This window comes from Stenotrophomonas genospecies 5 (assembly GCF_054473825.1).
The window spans coordinates 1,387,231-1,403,939 of the sequence record NZ_JBTMUW010000001.1 but is presented as its reverse complement, the minus strand read 5'-3'; the positions used below and the strand labels follow the sequence as shown (position 1 = coordinate 1,403,939).

Below are 16,709 nucleotides of genomic sequence, written 5' to 3'. Positions count from 1 at the left end.
AGGCGATGCAGTGGCTTGCACGGCTGTGCTGGATGAGCACGGATGTGACGCGGATCGCTCTGGCGCGCGGCGCTCGTCGTACCGACCATGAGTGCTGGTCGTGGGAGGGGGTGAAGATGAGGACTCTGCCGGGATGGGGGCTGCTGGCCATGCTGCTGGCGACATCCGCAGCGGCGCAGACCCAGGTCTACAAGTGCGCGGACGGCGGGCGTGCGCTGTACCAGCAGACGCCTTGCCAGGGGCAGGCGGAGTGGCGCTGGGAAGTCCCCGCCGAGCAGTCGCTGCCGCGCGGCAGTGCGCCGCCCACCGCCGGGGCGCCCCCCGGTAACGGTGGACGCAGGCCGATGCGGCGATCGGGCCGTGCACAGGGGGCGTTGATTCCGATCAGTGCGGATGCTGCGGCCTGTGCACGGGCGCGCAGGATGCGCACGGAGGCGCTGGCCAGAACGCGCCGGGCGGATTTCGTCCAGCGCCGGCAGTGGGACGATGCCGTGTTCGAGGCCTGCCGCTGAATCGGGTCGCAATCAGGCCAAAAACGACAACGGCGCCGTTCGGCGCCGCTGTCGGGTTCTGTCGGGGGATTCAGCGAACGTCGCTGGCCGCTGCCGGCGCGGGTGTGCTGTCCGGCTTCGGCAGGCTCAATTCGGGGTTGCCCTGTTCGGCCTGCAGGATCTGGATGCGGCGCTGCAGGGCGTCCAGCTGGCTGTTGGTGCTCTGCACATCGGTGCTCAGGCTGACGGCCTGCTGCTGGGCCTGCTGCAGTGACGCGCTGACCTGGGCCGACTGCGCCTGCTGCTGCTCCATTTCCTGCTGCAGGGTACGCAGGCGCTCTTCGTTGTAGGCCACCAGGCGCTCGGTATAGCGCTTGCCGGCCTCCAGGCGGGTGGTATCGATGTAGACCTGCGCGAGCTGTTCGGTCTGCTGCACGAACGTGCGATAGACCCGCTCGGCGTTGTCGACGGCATCGGTCTTGATGACGCGCCAGAAGTTCTTTTCCTGGAACAGGGCGACGTAGTAGGTCAGGGTACTGGCATTGAAAAGCAGACTGGCGCCGTAGTTGCCGTTGTACGTGGTACGCAGTTCGGTCAGCTGGCGTGCGTCCATCAACTGCTTGAGCTCGTCCACCGTGTTGCGTACCACGGGTGCGCTGCTGCGTACCGGTTCGGCTGCGGCTTCGCGGCTGCTGCGCGCCGCCAGTGCGGACGGTGCCGCCAGCAGCATGGCCACGGCCAGCAGTGCCGCGCCGCGCGCGTGGCGGGCGAAGACGGTGCCCCCTGAAGTTTCTCGCATGTCTGGACCATCCACGGATGAGTGTGGGTTGAGATGGAAGTGTTCCCCGCCCGGGAGTCTAGCATGCGCGGCGGCGGCGCCAAGGGCGCCGGCCCGGCTCAGAACACAAGCTGTGCGCCATTGCACTGGATGGACTGGACGTTGACATCGGTGCGGCCCAGCTCCAGCCCCAGCAGGCTGGCCAGGGTCGTGCTCAGCAGGGAGCCGACGGTGTTGAGCACCGGCTTGAGCGCGGCCAGCACCGGGCTCAGCACGGTGCACAGCACACCGCTGCAGGACACGTTGTTGCCGGGCGTGGTGACACCGCCGCCGGCCGCCGCGTCGAGGAAGCCGTCCGGGGCGGTCTGGATGTACGAGGCCAGATTGGTGCGGACGCAGCCGTTGTAGTCGATCAGGTTGCCCAGCAGGCTGTCGCAGCGGTTGATGAGCAGCCCGCCGACCAGTGAGCCGAGCAGCCCGTCGAGCAGACCCAGGCCCTGTCCCGTCACGGTGGCGCGGTAGCCTGCCCACACCGAGCCATCTTCCCAGCAGGTGCCCAGCCCGATCAGGCAGGGTTTTGGCACGCCCTTCTTGACCGTCCAGTTGCCCAGCGGTGCCAGGTTGCGCGACGGGTCGCCGTCGCGCAGCAGGGGAATGAGCTGGTCGACGTTGTAGCGGCCGCCCGAGGGGAACGCTGCCTGCAGGTAGCGGTCGGCCAGTGCCTTGGCCGTGTCGTTGGCATTCATGCCCTGTGCCGGCGAGCTCAGCATGCCCGACAGGACACGCAGCAGCTCGTTGACCAGGTGCGAGACCGCGTCACCGACGGCCAGGGGATTGATCCGGGTGGTGCCGGTCTGGCCGGCGGCCAGGGTCAGGCTCTGCGTGCCGGTCAGCGCCGGCAGGGTGATCTTGTCGTTGATCAGCGGCCGTCCCAGCAGTGTCAGCAGTTGTTCGTTCTGCAAGGTGGCGTCGCAGACATTGCTCTTGGAGAAGCGGTCGGCGGCATTGACCTTGCCGACGCACGCGCGCAGTACCGAGGAGTCCACCTGGATGGTGGCGGTGGGCGGTGCCGCGCTGCACTGGATGCTGGTCAGTGTTCCCATCGCGTTGGCCACGTCCACATGCAATGGCAGGTGCAGGCGCGTGCCCAGCAGGTTGAGCAGTGGCCCCACCCCGAACAGGCGGTCGCTGTCGACGTCGACCATCAGCCGGACCTGTGCGTTGTAGGCCCGCGAACCGACACCGCCGATGGCGATCGACGGCGGTTCGACAACACCTGCCTTGATATCCATGCCGAGCAGGTTGAGGTTCGGCACCGCTACGCCATTGCCATCATTGGCGATGGAGATGGCTGCATTGACCAGGTCAAGCACGTTGATCTGCGACTGCAGCGCACTGCCCACCGTGCCGTCGGGAGAGATCACCTCGGCGAACAGTCCGCCGCCGCCGTTCTGGCTGCCCAGCGCGATATTGACCCGATTGATGTCAAGGCGGGTGGCCACCAGGTCCGACAGCGCACGCAGCTGCACGCCTGCGGTGGTGCTGCGGCCGACCACCGTGGCGGTGGCGTCCACCAGCCGTGCCAGTGAAACCTGGTTCAACGACAGCAGGCGATTGAAGTCGGCCACGCTGAGATTGGCGGTGACCGGAATGCCGAGCGCATTGAGCAGGCCTGACGGTGTGATGTTGGCCTGCGCCAGTCCGTCGTACGACAGCACCGTGGCGTTGGTGACGTCCAGCCCCACCAGGCGCAGGGTGCCCATCAAGGGCGAGTTGCCGTTCGTGCGCAGCAGCTGCGAACCCACCGCGAACACCGCCGTCGGCTCCGAGCGGCGCGCCACGGCCTGCACGGTGATGGTCGGCAGGCTCTCGTTCTGGCCGAAGAACGGCAGCACGCTGCGGGTCGCAACCACCCGCACCGCATTGCGCGGATTGCTGGCGTCGACCGTCTCGCTGAAGCGGTTGCCTCCGCGTGCGGCGCTCCAGTTGCCGCAGCGGACCTGCACCGTGCCCGGGAACTGGTTCTGCGTGAGTGCGCTCTGCCGCGCGGCGCTGTTGTCGCCGTTGTTCGATGTACACAGCTCAAGTCGCTGTGCACCTGCCAGCGCCGCCAGGTCCACGACCTTCTGCGCATCGCGCTTGGCCCAGAACAGGAAGCCGACCTCGATCAGACCCAGCATGGCCACCAGTGCCAGCATCACCAGCATCATGGTGACGGACATGCCGCCGCGCGGGCGGTGGAAACGGGGCTGGCGAGAGCGGTTCATGGCATGCCTCAGCGTCCGGAGTTGGAGGTGCTCTTGGAACTGCCGACATCCGTGTCGAAGAAGGCGGGGATGTCCTGCTCGAAACTCTTCAGGTAGCGCGCGTAGCTGGCGGTGGCCTGGTCGCCGAGGATCGGCAGCCGCGCGCCCGCCTGTTGCCCGGACGCCTGCAGCTGGAACAGCTGGCGCGTGGCATCACCGACCTCGTTGCGCCGTGGCGCAGCCGGTGCGGCGGCCACCGGAGCAGGAGGCGCGGGCGGCATCGCCGGGGGCGGCGCAGGCGCCGCGAGGTCGACGGTTGCCAGTGCTTCGGCCTGCTGTGGGGCGACGGCCGGGCCGGCGGCCGGGCCGCCTCCCAGCATCTGGCCGGTCAGCGGCGCCTGTGGCGCCTGTGCGTGGGCTCCCGTGGCAAGCAGGCAGCAGGTGACCGCAGGCAGCAGGCGTCGGATCAGGGTCATGGCGGTCATGGCGTGTTCTCGGTCGGGTGGTCGGACGTGCCGAAGCGCTCCAGCATCGACGGCGGCAGACGGGAGGGATCGCGATCGCGGGCGTCACGGCGTGTTTCGGCCGCCAGCCGGCTGCTGGCGGGGGCGGTAGCGTTGGTCGGCGCGGTGGTGATCCGTGCCGCGCTGCTGGCCGCCGCCTGCGCCTGGCGCTGCTGCAGCCGGCTGCGGATCTGCTGGGCCTGCTGCTGGATGCTGCGCCGGGTGTCTTCGTTGAGGTTGGCCTGCGCAGCCAGGCGTTCGGCCGTGGCGTTGTCGCCGCGCAGGACCGCCCACAGCGCCAGGTTGGCGGTCGCCTTGGCGTTGCCCGGTGACAGTTCCAGTGCTTTGGCCAGCGGCTCGCGGGCCTGGTCGAAGCGGCCGGCACGCAGACGCGCATACCCCAGGTCACCCAGATAATCGGTATTCAACGGCTGCAGCTGGGTGGCGCGGGCCAGCGACAGTTCGCTGCCGGCCTCGTCATCGCGATGCGCGGCGATCAGGCCCAGGCCATGTGCCGCGGCGGCGGCCTGCGGCCCGCTGCTGAGTTCGCGGTACAGCGCGGCCGCGGCGTCGGTCTGGCCGGTCTCGCGCAGTGCATTGGCCTGCAGCAGGCGCAGCGCCGGAGGATCGCCGTAGCGCTGGCGGAATGCATCCACATGCGCCAGCGAGGCGTACCAGGCCCCTTGCAGCTGCATGCGCTCGATCAGCTCAAGGTAGGCATTGCGGCTGTCCTGCGGCGCGGGCCCGGGCTCGGCCAGGGTGGGCGCGCGCAGGTACTTCGGGGTGGACGAGGCGCATCCCGCGACGGCAGTGGCAAGAGCAAACAACAGACAGGCGTGGCGCAGAGCAGGCATGACGGTCATCCCATGTTCGACAGGGTTTTGGCCAGCGCGACCAGCGCAGGCCCGGCCAGCACCAGCATCAGTGCAGGCAGCAGGGTCAGCATCATCACCACGGTCATCTTCACCGAGAGCTTGCCGACCTTCTCTTTCAGAGCATTGCGGCGCTGTTCGCGCAGCCGGATGCTGAACTGGCGCAGCGGCTCCTGCACCGCGCCGCCGTGGGCGTGCACCTGCAGGATCAACTGCACCAGGCTGGACAGGTCGTCATCGCCGTAGACATCGCTGAGCCGGCGCAGCGACTGGGCGCGAGTGCGTCCATGGGTGTAGGCGACGTTCGCCTCCTGGATCTCGCCACCGAGCACCGGCAGTGCGTCGCGCAGCTTGTCGCCCAGGGTCTGCAGGCTCTGATCCATGCTGAAGCCAACCCCCTGCAGCAGGCGCAGCAGGTCGATCAGCAGCGGCAACTCGTTGTTGACGGCGCGCCGCCGCCGTTTGACCCACGCGGCCAGCACGAACTTGGGCAGCAGCAGGCCGGCGGCGAGCGCGCCGACGATCACCATGATCCGGGCCAGGCCGGTGGCATCGCTCACGGCCAGGGTCAGCGCCAGCACCATTACTGCCAGCAGAAGGCGCAGGCCCAGATAGATCGCCGTGCCGCGACGGGTGTTCCAGCCGGCCAGATCAAGCAGCAGGCGATCCTCGCCTGCCAGCAGCGCGGCTTCCAGGCGCCCGCCGCTGAGCGTCCGGCCGAAGCGCTCCAGCCAGCCCAGTGAATCCCTGCGGGCCGCGTCCTCGTCGGCGATCGGATCACGTGGCTGCAATGCGGTCTTCAGCGTTGCCGCACTGCGGTCCTCGCGATGGCTGCGGACCCAGCCGCCCACACCGAGCAGGGCGACGCCGGCGGCCAGGACCAGCAGGGCAAGTGCAAACCAGGCAGTTGCGCTCATCGGGAATCTCCGCTGCGGATGCTCATAGCGACTTGGCCAGGCGATACAGCAGGAAACCACCGAGCAGTTCCAGGCCCAGGGCGATCAGCAGGATCTTGTGACCGAGCGGATCGTGCAGCACGGGCTGGAAGAACTCGGGGCTGGAGATCGCCATCAGTACGGCGCTGGCGGGCGGAAGCAGTCCCAGCACCCAGGCCGACATGCGGGTCTCGGACGTGGTGGCTGACAGCTCCTGCTGGGCCTGCTCCAGGTCGCGCATGAAATCGCCCATGCGCTGCAGGATCTGATCGGCGCGGCCGCCGATGCGGACGCTGACGCCCATCACCACGGCCAGCACCTTCAGCACCTCCATCCGATAGGGCTGCGCGGCGAGGTTCAGTGCGCGGTCCAGGTCCATGCCGCCCCGCGCGTATCGCACCGTGGTGTCCAGCAGCTCACGCAGCGGCGGCGTCGCCTGCTGCGACGCGACCTGGAAGGCCGACTGCAGGCTGTTGCCGAGCGCGGTCAGGCGGACCAGGTTGTCGAGGAAGTCCGGCAGCTGATGCAGCAGCTTGGCCTGCAACTTGGCGGTGCGGCGCATGATCCACAACCAGCAGCCCAGCAGGTACAGCAGCAGCGTCAGCGGCAGCATCCATGCAGTTCCCAGCCGCAGCATCGCGAACAGCGAGAGGGCCAGGCCAGGCACCAGCAGCATCAGCGGCACCTTCCAGCCGGTGGCGAGGCCCGCGCGTTGCAGCAGGCCATTCCACGGCAGCGCGCGACGGCCAGCTGCTGCCGGCAGCGGCCGCGATCCATCGTTGGCCGCAGCCGCGTTGCTGCCTGGGCCCGCGCTGCCACGTGCCAGCTGCTGTTCGGCATGCTGCAGGGATGCCTGCCGCTGTTCGCGGCTGTTGGCGGTGCCCCACAGCCATACCGCCAGCGCCAGCAGCACCGACACGATGCTCAATACGCCCAGCAGCAGGCCGGTTCCCATGTTCAGTAGTCTCCGTAGAGGGATTCGCGCAACAGTTGGCGGAACGGCTCGAGCTTGTGCGAGTGCGGCTGGAAGCCCAGCCCGATCCAGCGGTCGGTCTCCTTGCCACTGCCGTCGATCTGCACTTCGTGGCGGAACATCTCCTGGGTGGTGATCAGGTTGTCGCTGACGCCGGTGATCTCGGTGATCGATACCAGCACGCGCCGGCCACTGCCGAGGCGCGAGATCTGCACGATGAAATCGATCGCGCTGGCGATCTGCCGGCGCAGGCTGTCTTCGCTGCCCTGGAACCCGGCGAAGCCGGCCAGCATCTCGATGCGATAGAGACAGTCGCGCGGCGAGTTGGCATGGATGGTGGCCATCGAGCCGTCGTGGCCGGTGTTCATCGCCTGCAGCATCTCCAGCACTTCCGCGCCGCGCACCTCGCCGACCACGATGCGGTCGGGGCGCATGCGCAGGCTGTTGCGCACCAGGTCACGGATGCTGACGGCGCCCTGTCCCTCCGCACCACCGATGCGGCTCTCCAGGCGCACCACGTGCGGATGGTTGAGCGAGAGCTCGGCGGTGTCCTCGACGGTGATCACGCGCTCGGTGGGTGGCACGTAGCTGGCCAGGGCGTTCAGCAGCGAGGTCTTGCCCGAGCTGGTGCCGCCGGAGACGAGGATGTTGCAGCGACCCAGCACCATCGCCTTCAGCAGCGCCTGCATCGGCGCATCGAAGGTGCCCTTGGCCAGCAGTTCATCGGGCGTGAACGGGTCCTTGCGGAACTTGCGGATGGAGACCATCGGGCCGTCCACCGCCAGCGGCGAGATGATCGCATTGAGGCGGCCGCCGTTGGGCAGGCGCGCATCCACCATCGGGTTGGAGTCATCCAGGCGCCGGCCAAGTGGCGCGAGGATGCGGCGCAGGATGCGCAGCAGATGGGTGTCGTCGGTGAAGCGCTGGGTTGCGCGCTTGAGCTGTCCGCCCTGCGAGACATGCACATCCTTGAAGCCATTGATCAGGATGTCTTCGATGGTGGGATCATGCAGCAGGTCGTCCAGCGGGCCGAAGCCGGTCAGCTCCTTGACCAGGCCCTCGGCCACCACCTGCATCTCCTCTTCATTGATCGGGATGCGCCATTCCTGGATGAAACCCACGGTCTGCACCTGCACCCAGCGCGCGATCGTGTCCGGAGCCCACGAATCGATATCGATGCGCTCGTCCTCGATGCTGTTGAGCAGGTGCTCATGCGCCGCGGACAGCACCTTCTGGTACTGCTCGGTCTCTGCGAACGGCAGATTGCCCGCAACGTGGTCAGGAACGGTGTGGCGGGCGACGGCGTGCGGAAACGGGGTTACTTTGTCTTCCATTGCGATCCACCCAGGGCAAGGGCAAGTCTTTCCCGCAGGCCGTGCGTCTGGACCGGGCATGCAGCCGGATCCAGGCGTTGGACGAGCGGGGCGAGGGCACGCAGGTACGGATCACGCGGCGCGTCCTGCAGCAGCAGGTGGCCGTGGCTGGCGGAGGCGCGTACGCGTGGTCGTTCGGGGAGCGTGGCCAGCAGTGGAAGCTCGAACCGTCGGGCGATCTGCTCCGGGCTCATGCCGCTGCTGTCGTCATGGCGGTTGATCACCAGTTGCAGGCGCTTCTCCCGTTCGCGCTGGCCGGACAGATGCTTGAGCGCATGGTCAAGCGAGACCAGAGTGGCGATCGAAGCGTCCGCGACCAGCCAGATCTCGTCGGCCTGGTCCAGCAGCAGCGGTGGCAGTTGACGCAGCGGGCAGCCGCCGGCGTCGCACAGCACGCTGGCAAACACGCCGCGCAGCCGCTGCAGCAGGGCGCCCGGATCGGACGGTGGCAGCGCATCGCTGCCGCTGGCGCGGTCGAGCAGGACCAGTCCGCTGTCATGGCGCGCCATCGCAGTGCGCGCCAGGGTGGCGTCGATGCGGCTGGCATTGCGCAGTGCATCTTCGTAGTGGAAGCGGCTGTCCAGATTGAGGTAGAGCGCCAGGTCGCCTGCCGGCTGCGCCAGTTCCAGCAGCAGACCGTCCTGGGTGCTGGCCTCGCCCTGCGCCAATGCATGGGTCTGTTGTGCAAGCACGGCCAGATGCGCGGCCAGTGTGCTGGTGCCGACCCCGGCACGTACGCCCAGCAGCAGGATCAACCGCGCCTTGTGCGGCTGGTGTGCGGCAGCGGCGGGCCGGGGCGAGAGCGCGCGGCGCAGCGCGGCCTCGATGCCGGTGTTGTCGCTGTCCAGGTCGAGCACATCGCGCAGGCCGGCGCGCAGCGCCATCACCACGCCTTCGACCTGCCCGGCACTGGTGGCGCCAACGGCGACCAGCGCAAGGTCCGGCTGGGTCTGCTGCAGCTGCTGCGCCAGCACGGTCGAGGCGGCGGCGTGCTCGGGGCGGAAGTCGAGCAGTACCAGATTCTGCGGACCGCGTTGCAGGTCCTGCGCGGATGTCGGCTCACCGCTGTCCTGCCAGTGCAGGGTGGTGGCAGGCGGCAGCTTGGCCGCCAGCCGCGGCAGCAGTTCGCGATCCATCCCGTACAGGACCAGGTTCATCGGCGGTCCTTGCGGATGCAGCGGCTGGGCAGTGGCGTAGGGCATGGGCGTGGTATCGCAGGCATCATGGATTCAACGTGAGAAACCGGGCACCGGGTCCTGGCTGACCGGACCCAGCAGCCAGGAACCCCACTCAGGCAGGTTGGGCCGGGCCTCGCGCTCGCCTGGCAGTGCCAGCTCGGCATTGCGGGCGAGGGGCTGCACCAGCCGTGGCGTGACGATGATCACCAGTTCCTTGTCCTGGCGCTTGTAGTCGAAATCGCGGAAGAACGAGCCGATGATCGGCAGGTCGCCCAGCAGCGGGATCTTGTTCACCGTGGAGGCGACCGTCGAGCTGACGAGACCGCCGATCACGAAGCTCTCGCCATCGCCCAGTTCCACCGTGGTATCGGCACGGCGGGTGCTGATCGACGGAATCTGCACACCGTTGAGGGAAATGGCGTTGGTGTAGTCGAGGTCGCTGGCTTCCGGCGCCACCTTCAGGGCGATGCGGTTGGGCGCGAGCACGGTCGGGGTGACGGTCAGGCCGATGCCGAACGGCTTGTAGGTGATGGTGGTGGTCCCCAGGCCCTGGGGTTCGAGGATCGGCAGTTCACCACCGGCGAGGAAGCTGGCGCTCTGGCCGGACAGCGCGACCAGGGTCGGCTCGGCCAGCACCCGGGCCATGCCATTGGACTGCAGCAGATCGAGGTCCGCATTCCACAGGCCCTTCGTCGAGCCGAACACCAGGCGGAAGGCCGACGAGATGGGCGATTCCGATTCGTTGCTGGAATTGCCCTCCTGCATGCCGGGCAGCACGCCGGTATTGCCCGGCAGGATGCCGCCCGGACGAGCGAAGCCATAGGCAAAACCGCCGTTGCGGTTCTGGAAGCTGATGCCGACCTGTTTCAGCGCGGTCTTGTTGAACTCGACCACCTTCACCTCGACCTGGACCACACCGCCGCTGGCGATGGTGGAGGCATCGGCCAGCTGGCCATCCTTGCCCAACGCCATCGCGGCCGCCTTCTGTTCCTGCATGTGCGAGAGCGCGCTGTCGGTGCTTCCCTGCAGCAGGCCCTGTTGGTCCTGCTGGGTGAACACCAGGCCGCTGGAACCCGCATCGGCCGCCCCCTGCACCGCGCTCTGCACGCGGACCTGCACGCGCTGTGGCTCCGACTGCTTGCGGTGCCACAGCAGCAGGGTGGTGGTGCCGGGGGCCTTGCCGACCAGCAGCGCCTGGCGCTGGCCACGCAGCATCACGATATCGGCGACGCCCGGATCGGCGATGGCCACCCGTTCCAGGTCCGTGGGCAGTGTCCATGGCCGCTGTTCGCGGGCCTGCAGCACCAGGTCGTCAGCAGCCACGCTGGTCGCAGGCGCCAGCAGCACCAGCAGCAGAGCGAGCCAGCGCTGGCGGGAGGAGGGGCGTGGACTCTGGCGACGTTCGGTCATGGAAGCTCTCGGTGCAGGTCAAAGGGAGCCGCGGGGCGCAGAACCATCGCCGCGGATGATCTCGATTCCGGATGCGCGCGGTGCGCTGCGGCGGGCGGCGGGGGGCTGTGCGGGGGCGTCGTTCACCGTGCGTGCGCGTGCGCTGCTGCGGCCGGCCAGGGCATCGCCATCGATGCCGGCGAAGGCGTGGTTCTCGGGGCGCTGCAACGCCAGCTGCTGTTCCGCGTCCAGGCCACGCAGCGGATCGATCACGCCTCGCGCCTGCGGGAACAGGGCCAGGTCGGGCTGGCCGGCGTCGGCGGGATTGCGCAGCGCGAGGTAGAGCTTGCCCTGCTGCGCGCCCAGCAGCAGCCGGTTGGCATCGGCCACCGGCACCGCCAGCACGGCGCTGCGGGCCGGCTGGGCTGCGTCACCGCTACTGCCGCCACCGCTGCTGGCGTTGCTGGTGATATCTGCCGCGCGCGGGTCTGCACGGTTGCTGGCATCGGCGCTGGCATTCGTGCTGCCCGTGTTCGGGGCGATGTCCTGCTGGCCATAACTGAGCACGCGCAGGCGCGACAGCAGCAGGCGGGTCTGTGCGGCGTCGGGTGCCGCGTTGTAGCTGGCGGGTTCGCTGCGCAGGTTGAGGAACACATCGACGAAATCGCCTGGCAGGATACGGTTGCCGGCACCGACCAGTTCATCCACCGGCACCGCCAGTGCACGCTCGCCGGGCCGCAGCTGCAGCGAGAAGCCCTGTGCCAGCACCGCGTCGCTGATGGTGCTGCCTTCGGCGATGTCCTGCACCGGCACCTTGCCGACCACGGCGGCCAGGTCGGCGACGGCGCCCGGCACGGCCGCGCTTCGACGCGCCAGGCGCACGCCATTGGCAGTGATCGGTTCACCGGCCGGCAGCCGGGCGATGGCCTCGACCACCGTAATGGCCTGTGCGTCGGCCTGAACGACCGGAGCCGCGCTTTCCACCGAAGGGGCGGGCCTGCGGCCGATCACGAATGCGATCAGCGCCAGCAGCACCGCGAGTGCGATCAGAGCGATGGCGGCGATGCGGGTCAACTTGAGCATGGAACCGTCTCCTGTACCGTCAGTTGCCGGAGCCGAGGTCGAGCTGGGCGACCGCGACGCTGCGGATGGGGGCCTGCATCACCCAGCCGTAAAGCGTGGCGGTGCCGGGGAAGAAGGGGTGGGCGGCGTAGTCGTAGCGGACGGTGACCGTCATGCACTGCGCGGTTGCCATGCCCGCGCACGGTGCCTGCGCCGAGACCTGGATCGGACCGGTGCCGCCTGCGCTGCAGTCGGGGTTCTGCCTGGAGAACTGCAGCAGCCATTGCATCGACTGGCGTGCTGCGACGCACGCGGCGGTGCGTCGTTCGTTGGCGGTTCCGAAGCGCAGCGATGCGCGCGCGCCTTCGGCAGCGGCCGTTGCAAGCGTCTGCTGGGCAGCCATGATCAGCACGCCGGAAAAAGTGAACAGCAGCAGCGGCACCAGGCCGAGGATCATCATCAGCGCGTATTCGACGGCAACCACGCCACGCTGGCGCCGCGGACCGAGGGTGTTCATGCGAGACCTCCGTAGGTCGTGGCCAGGAGCCAGCCGATCGCCGCCAATGCGAGGTAGGCCGCATAGGGAATGCCGCGGCGCCCCTGGCGGGCAGCCTCCATTCCGCGCAATGCGGGGTGTGTCTGCCATTGCTCGCTGGCGCGCGATACCTGCAGCTGCACGCGCATCGGCAGGTGCATGCCCAGCTGACGCCCGAGCAGGATCGCCACTGCGTGGGCGCCGGCGGCAAGGCTGGCCACTACCCATATCGGCAGCAAGGCATGCCATCCCAGCAGCAGGCCGAGCACGGCAAAGAATTTCACGTCGCCTGCGCCCATCCAGCGTAGTGCGTAGAAGGGCAGGAGCGCGAGCAAGCCGGCAACGGCACCGAGCAGGTGCGCCGGCCATGGCAGTCGTGGCTCACCAAATTGCCCGGCGACGAGCAGAGGTATTGCGAGTGCGCACGCAGCCAGCAGCCAGGCATTGGGCACCCGGCGGGCATACAGATCGCTGATCGCGATCCGCAGGCACACACCGATGGCCAATAGTCCCAGCAGTGTCATCGCACTCCCCTTCGTCCGTCACTGGACCGTCTGCAACCGCATCCCGGCCTGCGGCCACCGTGGTCGCGGATGGCGCGACCAGCGGTGGTGCGTCCGCAGGTCGCTCAGGTGGTTGCTTCGGTGGCGATTGCCGAAAGGCGGGTGAACAGCGTGGTGAAGAATTCCGTGATCTGGGTGCGGCCCACGGCAATCAGGATGCCGGCGATCACAGCGGCCAGCAGCCCGTACTCGAGTGCGGTCACGCCATCTTCTTCTTTCAGGAACTTGCGGATGGAAGCGTTCATGACGGTTGTCTCCCTCTACCTGTCAATGGCAACAAGACACCTGCATCGGCCGGTTGCCCGACTCCGTCGGGACCGTCCATGGACCTCTGCCATCCTGGCGGAGGTGGCAATGCGGGACTGTCCCGCATCGCTAAAGCAGGGTGATCTCCGCCAGGGAGTGCAGCGACCGCGCATGTGCGACCGCGCGGCACCAGGCCGGTGGTCGCAACGTCATCGAGCAGCGCGTGCATCGTCATGCTGTCCCCTGGGTGTGACCGCATCGGAGCGGTTCGATCACCGTGATACCGACTTTGCCTGAATGGCGGCCGGGTGCAACCGGAACCTATATGCAAATTCGGCAGGAATCTCTTATTCCTGATAATCGGTTGCTTATTCTGTGATGAAGCGCCGTTCCCAGGCGTAACGATTCATCGTGATGTTAATAATGTGACCCGGGTTAACGCATGCGAGAATCGTGCCACTGGCGCCCACATTTCCTTCACGCCGGGCGCGGGTTGCTGTATTCCCGTGCGACCTGTTTACCTGCGTGGATTATCGGGCATACTCGTATTCAAGGTTTGGTACTTTCAAGGTGGAGCCGGCCAGTGGCCGCATCCATCACGGCAACGGATGATGCTCTTGGAAACCGCGCGCACCTGTAGGGCAGTGGGGGTTGCGGCGGGCAGCTGACCAACGGGGGACGACACTGTCATGGTTGATGGTGGGGTGGTTGACAGCGACGACGGCGAGCTCCGGTCGATCGACCTGGCCACGCTGAGCGGTGTGCTTCGCGTATGCGATGTGGAACTGTTGCTGCTCGACGGCAATGGTCCGCGCGCGGCGTTCGCTTCGCGCGTGCATGAGGAAGCCCTGTTCTGCAGCATCAGCTGCGGATTCCATTGCCGTGGCCGCTTCATGCTGCCGCCGGACTGGGCGATGCTGGGGTATCTGCAGGCCACCGACGAGGCGGTGAGCTGGTGCCATGGCGTACCGCTGGCGGCCGGGATGGCGTTGACCGTGCTTCCCGAAGGCATCAGTGAATTCACCCTCAGCCCCGGTACCCGCATGACCCTGATGCTGGTGCCGGTATCCCGCGTGCAGCGCAAGCTGACCGAACTGAGCCTGCGCAGCACCCCGCCGGCGGGACAGGCGCTCTCGCTGTTCAATCTGTCCGGTGATGATGCCCCGCTGGCGCTGCATTACCAGCAGCTGCACCAGCAGCTGGGGCAGGGTGCCAGCCTGCAGCCGGAGGAAACCGAGCGGCTGCTGCATGAGCACATCCAGGCCCTGCTGGGTGCCGGTGCCGTCGATCGCCCGGGGTGCAGCCGCGCACGGCGTACGCATTACCTGATCGCCCAGCGCGCCGAGAATTTCATGCGGCTCAACCTGCGTCGCAATATATACATGAATGAAATCTGCGACGCCGCCGGTGTCAGCGAGCGTGGCCTGCGCTATGCATTTGAAGATCTGTTCGGTACGTCGCCCAACCGTTATCTGTCCATGCTGCGCCTGTGTGCAGCCTGCCGCAGCCTATCGATGGCCGACTCCAGCAGGCGTTCTGTCAAGGCGATCGCGCTGAGCTGTGGCCTGTGGGATCTCTCCCGCTTTGCCGACAATTACCGGAAGGTGTTCGGTGAACTTCCGCGGGATACCCTGATGCGTGCACCCGCGCAGTTGGGCCAACCGGCCTGAGTCTTGCCCCACAGGGGCTTTCACGGCATTGCTGCCGGTTTTGCATATCCGGCTGCCGAATCCGGCCGTGGATTTGCCGGATTGCGCGATTGCCCTGCCGGATTGAAGTGCGCCACGCCTCCGCGAACCGTTGAAATGTCAGTCACCTGCCTAGCGGCAAGTCCACTGTCATTCAAGTTGTTCGCCTACGGGGGAAATGCTCATGAACCGCATCTACCGGCGTGTATGGAACCGCCAGCTCAATGCTCTGGTTGTGGCCTCGGAACTGGCCACCGGCGATAGCGGCGGCACCGCATCACGCGATCCGCGCACCTCCCTGCTGACGCCCAGCGCCCTTGCGCTTGCACTGCTGTGCGTGCTGGCCAGCGGGCCGGCATCCGCAACCGAATCCAACCAGTCGCTGCGCGATCTGCAGGCGCTGGCGGCCAAGTACACCCAGACGTTGCCGGTGAAGGTCGATGCCGAAGTCGCCCTGGCTGCAGCCGCGCGACAGGCGCAGGCCACGCCTGCGATCAGTGCCGATACGCGTGTGGGCCTGCAGCTGAGCACGGCCTCGCTGCCGCTGGTGCACGAGGTCCTGCCGGCCGCCGTGCAGGTGAAGCTGGGGGCGAACGCATCGCCGCAGCATGTGCCCACGCCAGCGCTGGCCGCTGATGTGCGGGCCCAGCTCGGCATCGGAGCAGGTACCCAGGTGGATACCTCACTGGCAGCGAACGTTTCCTCCGGCTCCGCTTCGCCGCTGGGGCTGACGGCCGATGCGAAGGCAAAGGCCAGGGTCGGCATCGCGGGTGCCCCGGTGGCATCGGTGGGTGCCGGCGCCAAGGCGGCAGCGGGTATCACGACGTCCTCGCAGGGATTGTCCGGGTTGAAGGCCGGCATCGACGGCAACGCCGACTCGCATCTGGCCATCGCCGGACATCGAATCGAGGGCCAGGGCAAGGCCTCCGCAACCGCAGCGGTGAGCTTGCCCGCCAAGGAAGAACTGCCGGGCGAGACCGATGATCGCGCGATCACGGCGGCGTTCGATGCAGGCGTCGCCGGCAAGGTGCGCGTGCAGGGCCCGGGTGGCCAGGACGTGGTGGCCGATCGCAACCTGAAGCTCGCGGGCCGGACCGTCGTGAGTGCGCAGGCCAGCACGCTCGGTCTCGGAGGCCTGCATCACGGCGCCCTGGGCGATCTTGGCGGTGCGGTGGGTGGCGTAGTGCACGGCGTAGTCGGCACGGTGGGCAGCGCAGCAGGCGGGACGCTGCACGAAACCGTCGGCACCGTAGGTGGCGCAGTGGGCGGCACGCTGCATAACACCGTGGGCGCAGTAGGTGGCACGCTTCACGGAGCTGCCGGCACGGTCGGCGGTGCGGTGGGTGGCGTAGTGCACGACGTGGTCGGCACGGTGGGCAGCGCAGCAGGCGGAACGCTACACGAAACCGTCGGCGCCGTCGGCGGTGCGGTGAGCGGTGTACTGAACGGCACTGTCGGCACCGTAGGTGGCGCAGTGGGCGGCACGCTCCACGGTGCTGTCGGTACGGTCGGCAGTGCGGTGGGCGGTGTACTGAACGGCACCGTCGGCAACGTCGGTGGTTCCCTGGGCGACACGTTGAACAACACCGTAGGTGCTGTAGGTGGCGTCCTCGATGGAACCGTCGGCACCGTCGGTGGTGCTGTGGGTGGCGCGCTCAACGGCACGGTCGGCACGATCGGCAGCGCCGTAGGCGGCGCTTTGAACGGCACCGTGGGTGCGGTTGGCGGTGTCCTCGATGGAACCGTCGGCACCGTCGGTGGTGCGGTGGGTGGCGCGCTCAACGGCACGGTCGGCACGGTCGGCAGCGCCGTAGGCGGCGCTTTGAACGGCACCGTGGGTGCGGTTGGCGGTGTCCTCGATGGAACCGTCGGCACCG

General features: G+C 67.9%; 16 protein-coding genes. 3 read left to right on the top strand and 13 right to left on the bottom strand.

The features are described from left to right. The first annotated feature begins 116 nt into the window (after positions 1-116). On the top strand, positions 117-512 hold the full coding sequence (locus ACX9OW_RS06455) for a hypothetical protein (RefSeq protein ID WP_459062467.1): 396 nt from the start codon (positions 117-119) through the stop codon (positions 510-512). A 70-nt stretch (positions 513-582) separates the two neighbouring features. On the opposite strand, the gene ACX9OW_RS06450 is transcribed toward ACX9OW_RS06455, so the two are convergent. The 13 genes from ACX9OW_RS06450 to ACX9OW_RS06390 form a co-directional block, all read right to left on the bottom strand. Further along, entirely contained in the window at positions 583-1,290 is a 708-nt protein-coding gene (locus tag ACX9OW_RS06450; RefSeq protein ID WP_065175254.1) for a DUF2968 domain-containing protein, read from the bottom strand. A gap of 98 nt (positions 1,291-1,388) precedes the next feature. Next, on the bottom strand, positions 1,389-3,536 hold the full coding sequence (locus ACX9OW_RS06445; RefSeq protein ID WP_111185930.1) for a TadG family pilus assembly protein: 2,148 nt from the start codon (positions 3,534-3,536) through the stop codon (positions 1,389-1,391). A gap of 8 nt (positions 3,537-3,544) precedes the next feature. After that, the gene (locus ACX9OW_RS06440) at positions 3,545-4,000 is read right to left on the bottom strand and encodes a DUF3613 domain-containing protein (protein WP_459062088.1); all 456 of its coding nucleotides are present in this window, start codon (positions 3,998-4,000) and stop codon (positions 3,545-3,547) included. Continuing rightward, positions 3,997-4,872: a tetratricopeptide repeat protein gene (locus ACX9OW_RS06435; protein ID WP_262100531.1), complete on the bottom strand. Its 876-nt coding sequence runs from the start codon at positions 4,870-4,872 to the stop codon at positions 3,997-3,999. Before ACX9OW_RS06435 ends, ACX9OW_RS06440 begins: the two co-directional genes overlap by 4 nt. A 5-nt stretch (positions 4,873-4,877) precedes the next feature. Continuing rightward, positions 4,878-5,807, bottom strand: coding sequence for a type II secretion system F family protein (locus tag ACX9OW_RS06430; protein WP_253118575.1), 930 nt, complete (start codon positions 5,805-5,807; stop codon positions 4,878-4,880). A 22-nt stretch (positions 5,808-5,829) separates the two neighbouring features. Beyond that, a complete protein-coding gene (locus tag ACX9OW_RS06425; protein WP_065182947.1) occupies positions 5,830-6,780 on the bottom strand; it encodes a type II secretion system F family protein in 951 nt (316 codons plus the stop codon). A 2-nt stretch (positions 6,781-6,782) separates the two neighbouring features. Next, positions 6,783-8,132 carry a CpaF family protein gene (locus tag ACX9OW_RS06420; RefSeq protein WP_065182946.1) on the bottom strand — a complete coding sequence of 450 codons (1,350 nt, stop codon included), beginning with the start codon at positions 8,130-8,132 and terminating at the stop codon, positions 6,783-6,785. Continuing rightward, positions 8,117-9,373, bottom strand: coding sequence for an AAA family ATPase (locus ACX9OW_RS06415; protein WP_065175248.1), 1,257 nt, complete (start codon positions 9,371-9,373; stop codon positions 8,117-8,119). Before ACX9OW_RS06415 ends, ACX9OW_RS06420 begins: the two co-directional genes overlap by 16 nt. 27 nt (positions 9,374-9,400) lie before the next feature. Continuing rightward, a complete protein-coding gene (locus ACX9OW_RS06410) occupies positions 9,401-10,759 on the bottom strand; it encodes a type II and III secretion system protein family protein (RefSeq protein ID WP_459062087.1) in 1,359 nt (452 codons plus the stop codon). Between the two features lie 18 nt (positions 10,760-10,777). Then, positions 10,778-11,821: a Flp pilus assembly protein CpaB gene (gene cpaB, locus ACX9OW_RS06405; protein WP_065182944.1), complete on the bottom strand. Its 1,044-nt coding sequence runs from the start codon at positions 11,819-11,821 to the stop codon at positions 10,778-10,780. Positions 11,822-11,840: 19 nt separating this feature from the next. After that, positions 11,841-12,317: a TadE/TadG family type IV pilus assembly protein gene (locus ACX9OW_RS06400; RefSeq protein ID WP_065182943.1), complete on the bottom strand. Its 477-nt coding sequence runs from the start codon at positions 12,315-12,317 to the stop codon at positions 11,841-11,843. Further along, entirely contained in the window at positions 12,314-12,859 is a 546-nt protein-coding gene (locus ACX9OW_RS06395) for an A24 family peptidase (RefSeq protein ID WP_065182942.1), read from the bottom strand. The genes ACX9OW_RS06400 and ACX9OW_RS06395 overlap by 4 nt, the downstream gene beginning before the upstream one ends. Before the next feature lie 104 nt (positions 12,860-12,963). Next, positions 12,964-13,143 (bottom strand): Flp family type IVb pilin, encoded by a 180-nt coding sequence (locus ACX9OW_RS06390; RefSeq protein ID WP_065175243.1) that lies wholly within the window; start codon positions 13,141-13,143, stop codon positions 12,964-12,966. 690 nt (positions 13,144-13,833) lie between these two features. Between ACX9OW_RS06390 and ACX9OW_RS06385 the strand changes: the two genes are divergently transcribed. Together ACX9OW_RS06385 and ACX9OW_RS06380 are read left to right on the top strand one after the other, a co-directional pair. Then, positions 13,834-14,814: an AraC family transcriptional regulator gene (locus ACX9OW_RS06385; protein WP_459062086.1), complete on the top strand. Its 981-nt coding sequence runs from the start codon at positions 13,834-13,836 to the stop codon at positions 14,812-14,814. Between the two features lie 202 nt (positions 14,815-15,016). Further along, positions 15,017-16,709, top strand: a 1,693-nt coding sequence (locus ACX9OW_RS06380; RefSeq protein ID WP_459062085.1) for an ESPR domain-containing protein, incomplete at its 3' end; no start/stop codon positions are given.

Bases quoted from the DNA above. Each gene is read 5' to 3' on its own strand.
- ACX9OW_RS06455 (WP_459062467.1), top strand. From the start codon at position 117: ATGAGGACTCTGCCGGGATGGGGGCTGCTGGCCATGCTGCTGGCGACA.
- ACX9OW_RS06450 (WP_065175254.1), bottom strand. From the start codon at position 1,290: ATGCGAGAAACTTCAGGGGGCACCGTCTTCGCCCGCCACGCGCGCGGC.
- ACX9OW_RS06445 (WP_111185930.1), bottom strand. From the start codon at position 3,536: ATGAACCGCTCTCGCCAGCCCCGTTTCCACCGCCCGCGCGGCGGCATG.
- ACX9OW_RS06440 (WP_459062088.1), bottom strand. From the start codon at position 4,000: ATGACCGCCATGACCCTGATCCGACGCCTGCTGCCTGCGGTCACCTGC.
- ACX9OW_RS06435 (WP_262100531.1), bottom strand. From the start codon at position 4,872: ATGCCTGCTCTGCGCCACGCCTGTCTGTTGTTTGCTCTTGCCACTGCC.
- ACX9OW_RS06430 (WP_253118575.1), bottom strand. From the start codon at position 5,807: ATGAGCGCAACTGCCTGGTTTGCACTTGCCCTGCTGGTCCTGGCCGCC.
- ACX9OW_RS06425 (WP_065182947.1), bottom strand. From the start codon at position 6,780: ATGGGAACCGGCCTGCTGCTGGGCGTATTGAGCATCGTGTCGGTGCTG.
- ACX9OW_RS06420 (WP_065182946.1), bottom strand. From the start codon at position 8,132: ATGGAAGACAAAGTAACCCCGTTTCCGCACGCCGTCGCCCGCCACACC.
- ACX9OW_RS06415 (WP_065175248.1), bottom strand. From the start codon at position 9,373: ATGCCCTACGCCACTGCCCAGCCGCTGCATCCGCAAGGACCGCCGATG.
- ACX9OW_RS06410 (WP_459062087.1), bottom strand. From the start codon at position 10,759: ATGACCGAACGTCGCCAGAGTCCACGCCCCTCCTCCCGCCAGCGCTGG.
- cpaB (WP_065182944.1), bottom strand. From the start codon at position 11,821: ATGCTCAAGTTGACCCGCATCGCCGCCATCGCTCTGATCGCACTCGCG.
- ACX9OW_RS06400 (WP_065182943.1), bottom strand. From the start codon at position 12,317: ATGAACACCCTCGGTCCGCGGCGCCAGCGTGGCGTGGTTGCCGTCGAA.
- ACX9OW_RS06395 (WP_065182942.1), bottom strand. From the start codon at position 12,859: ATGACACTGCTGGGACTATTGGCCATCGGTGTGTGCCTGCGGATCGCG.
- ACX9OW_RS06390 (WP_065175243.1), bottom strand. From the start codon at position 13,143: ATGAACGCTTCCATCCGCAAGTTCCTGAAAGAAGAAGATGGCGTGACC.
- ACX9OW_RS06385 (WP_459062086.1), top strand. From the start codon at position 13,834: ATGGTTGATGGTGGGGTGGTTGACAGCGACGACGGCGAGCTCCGGTCG.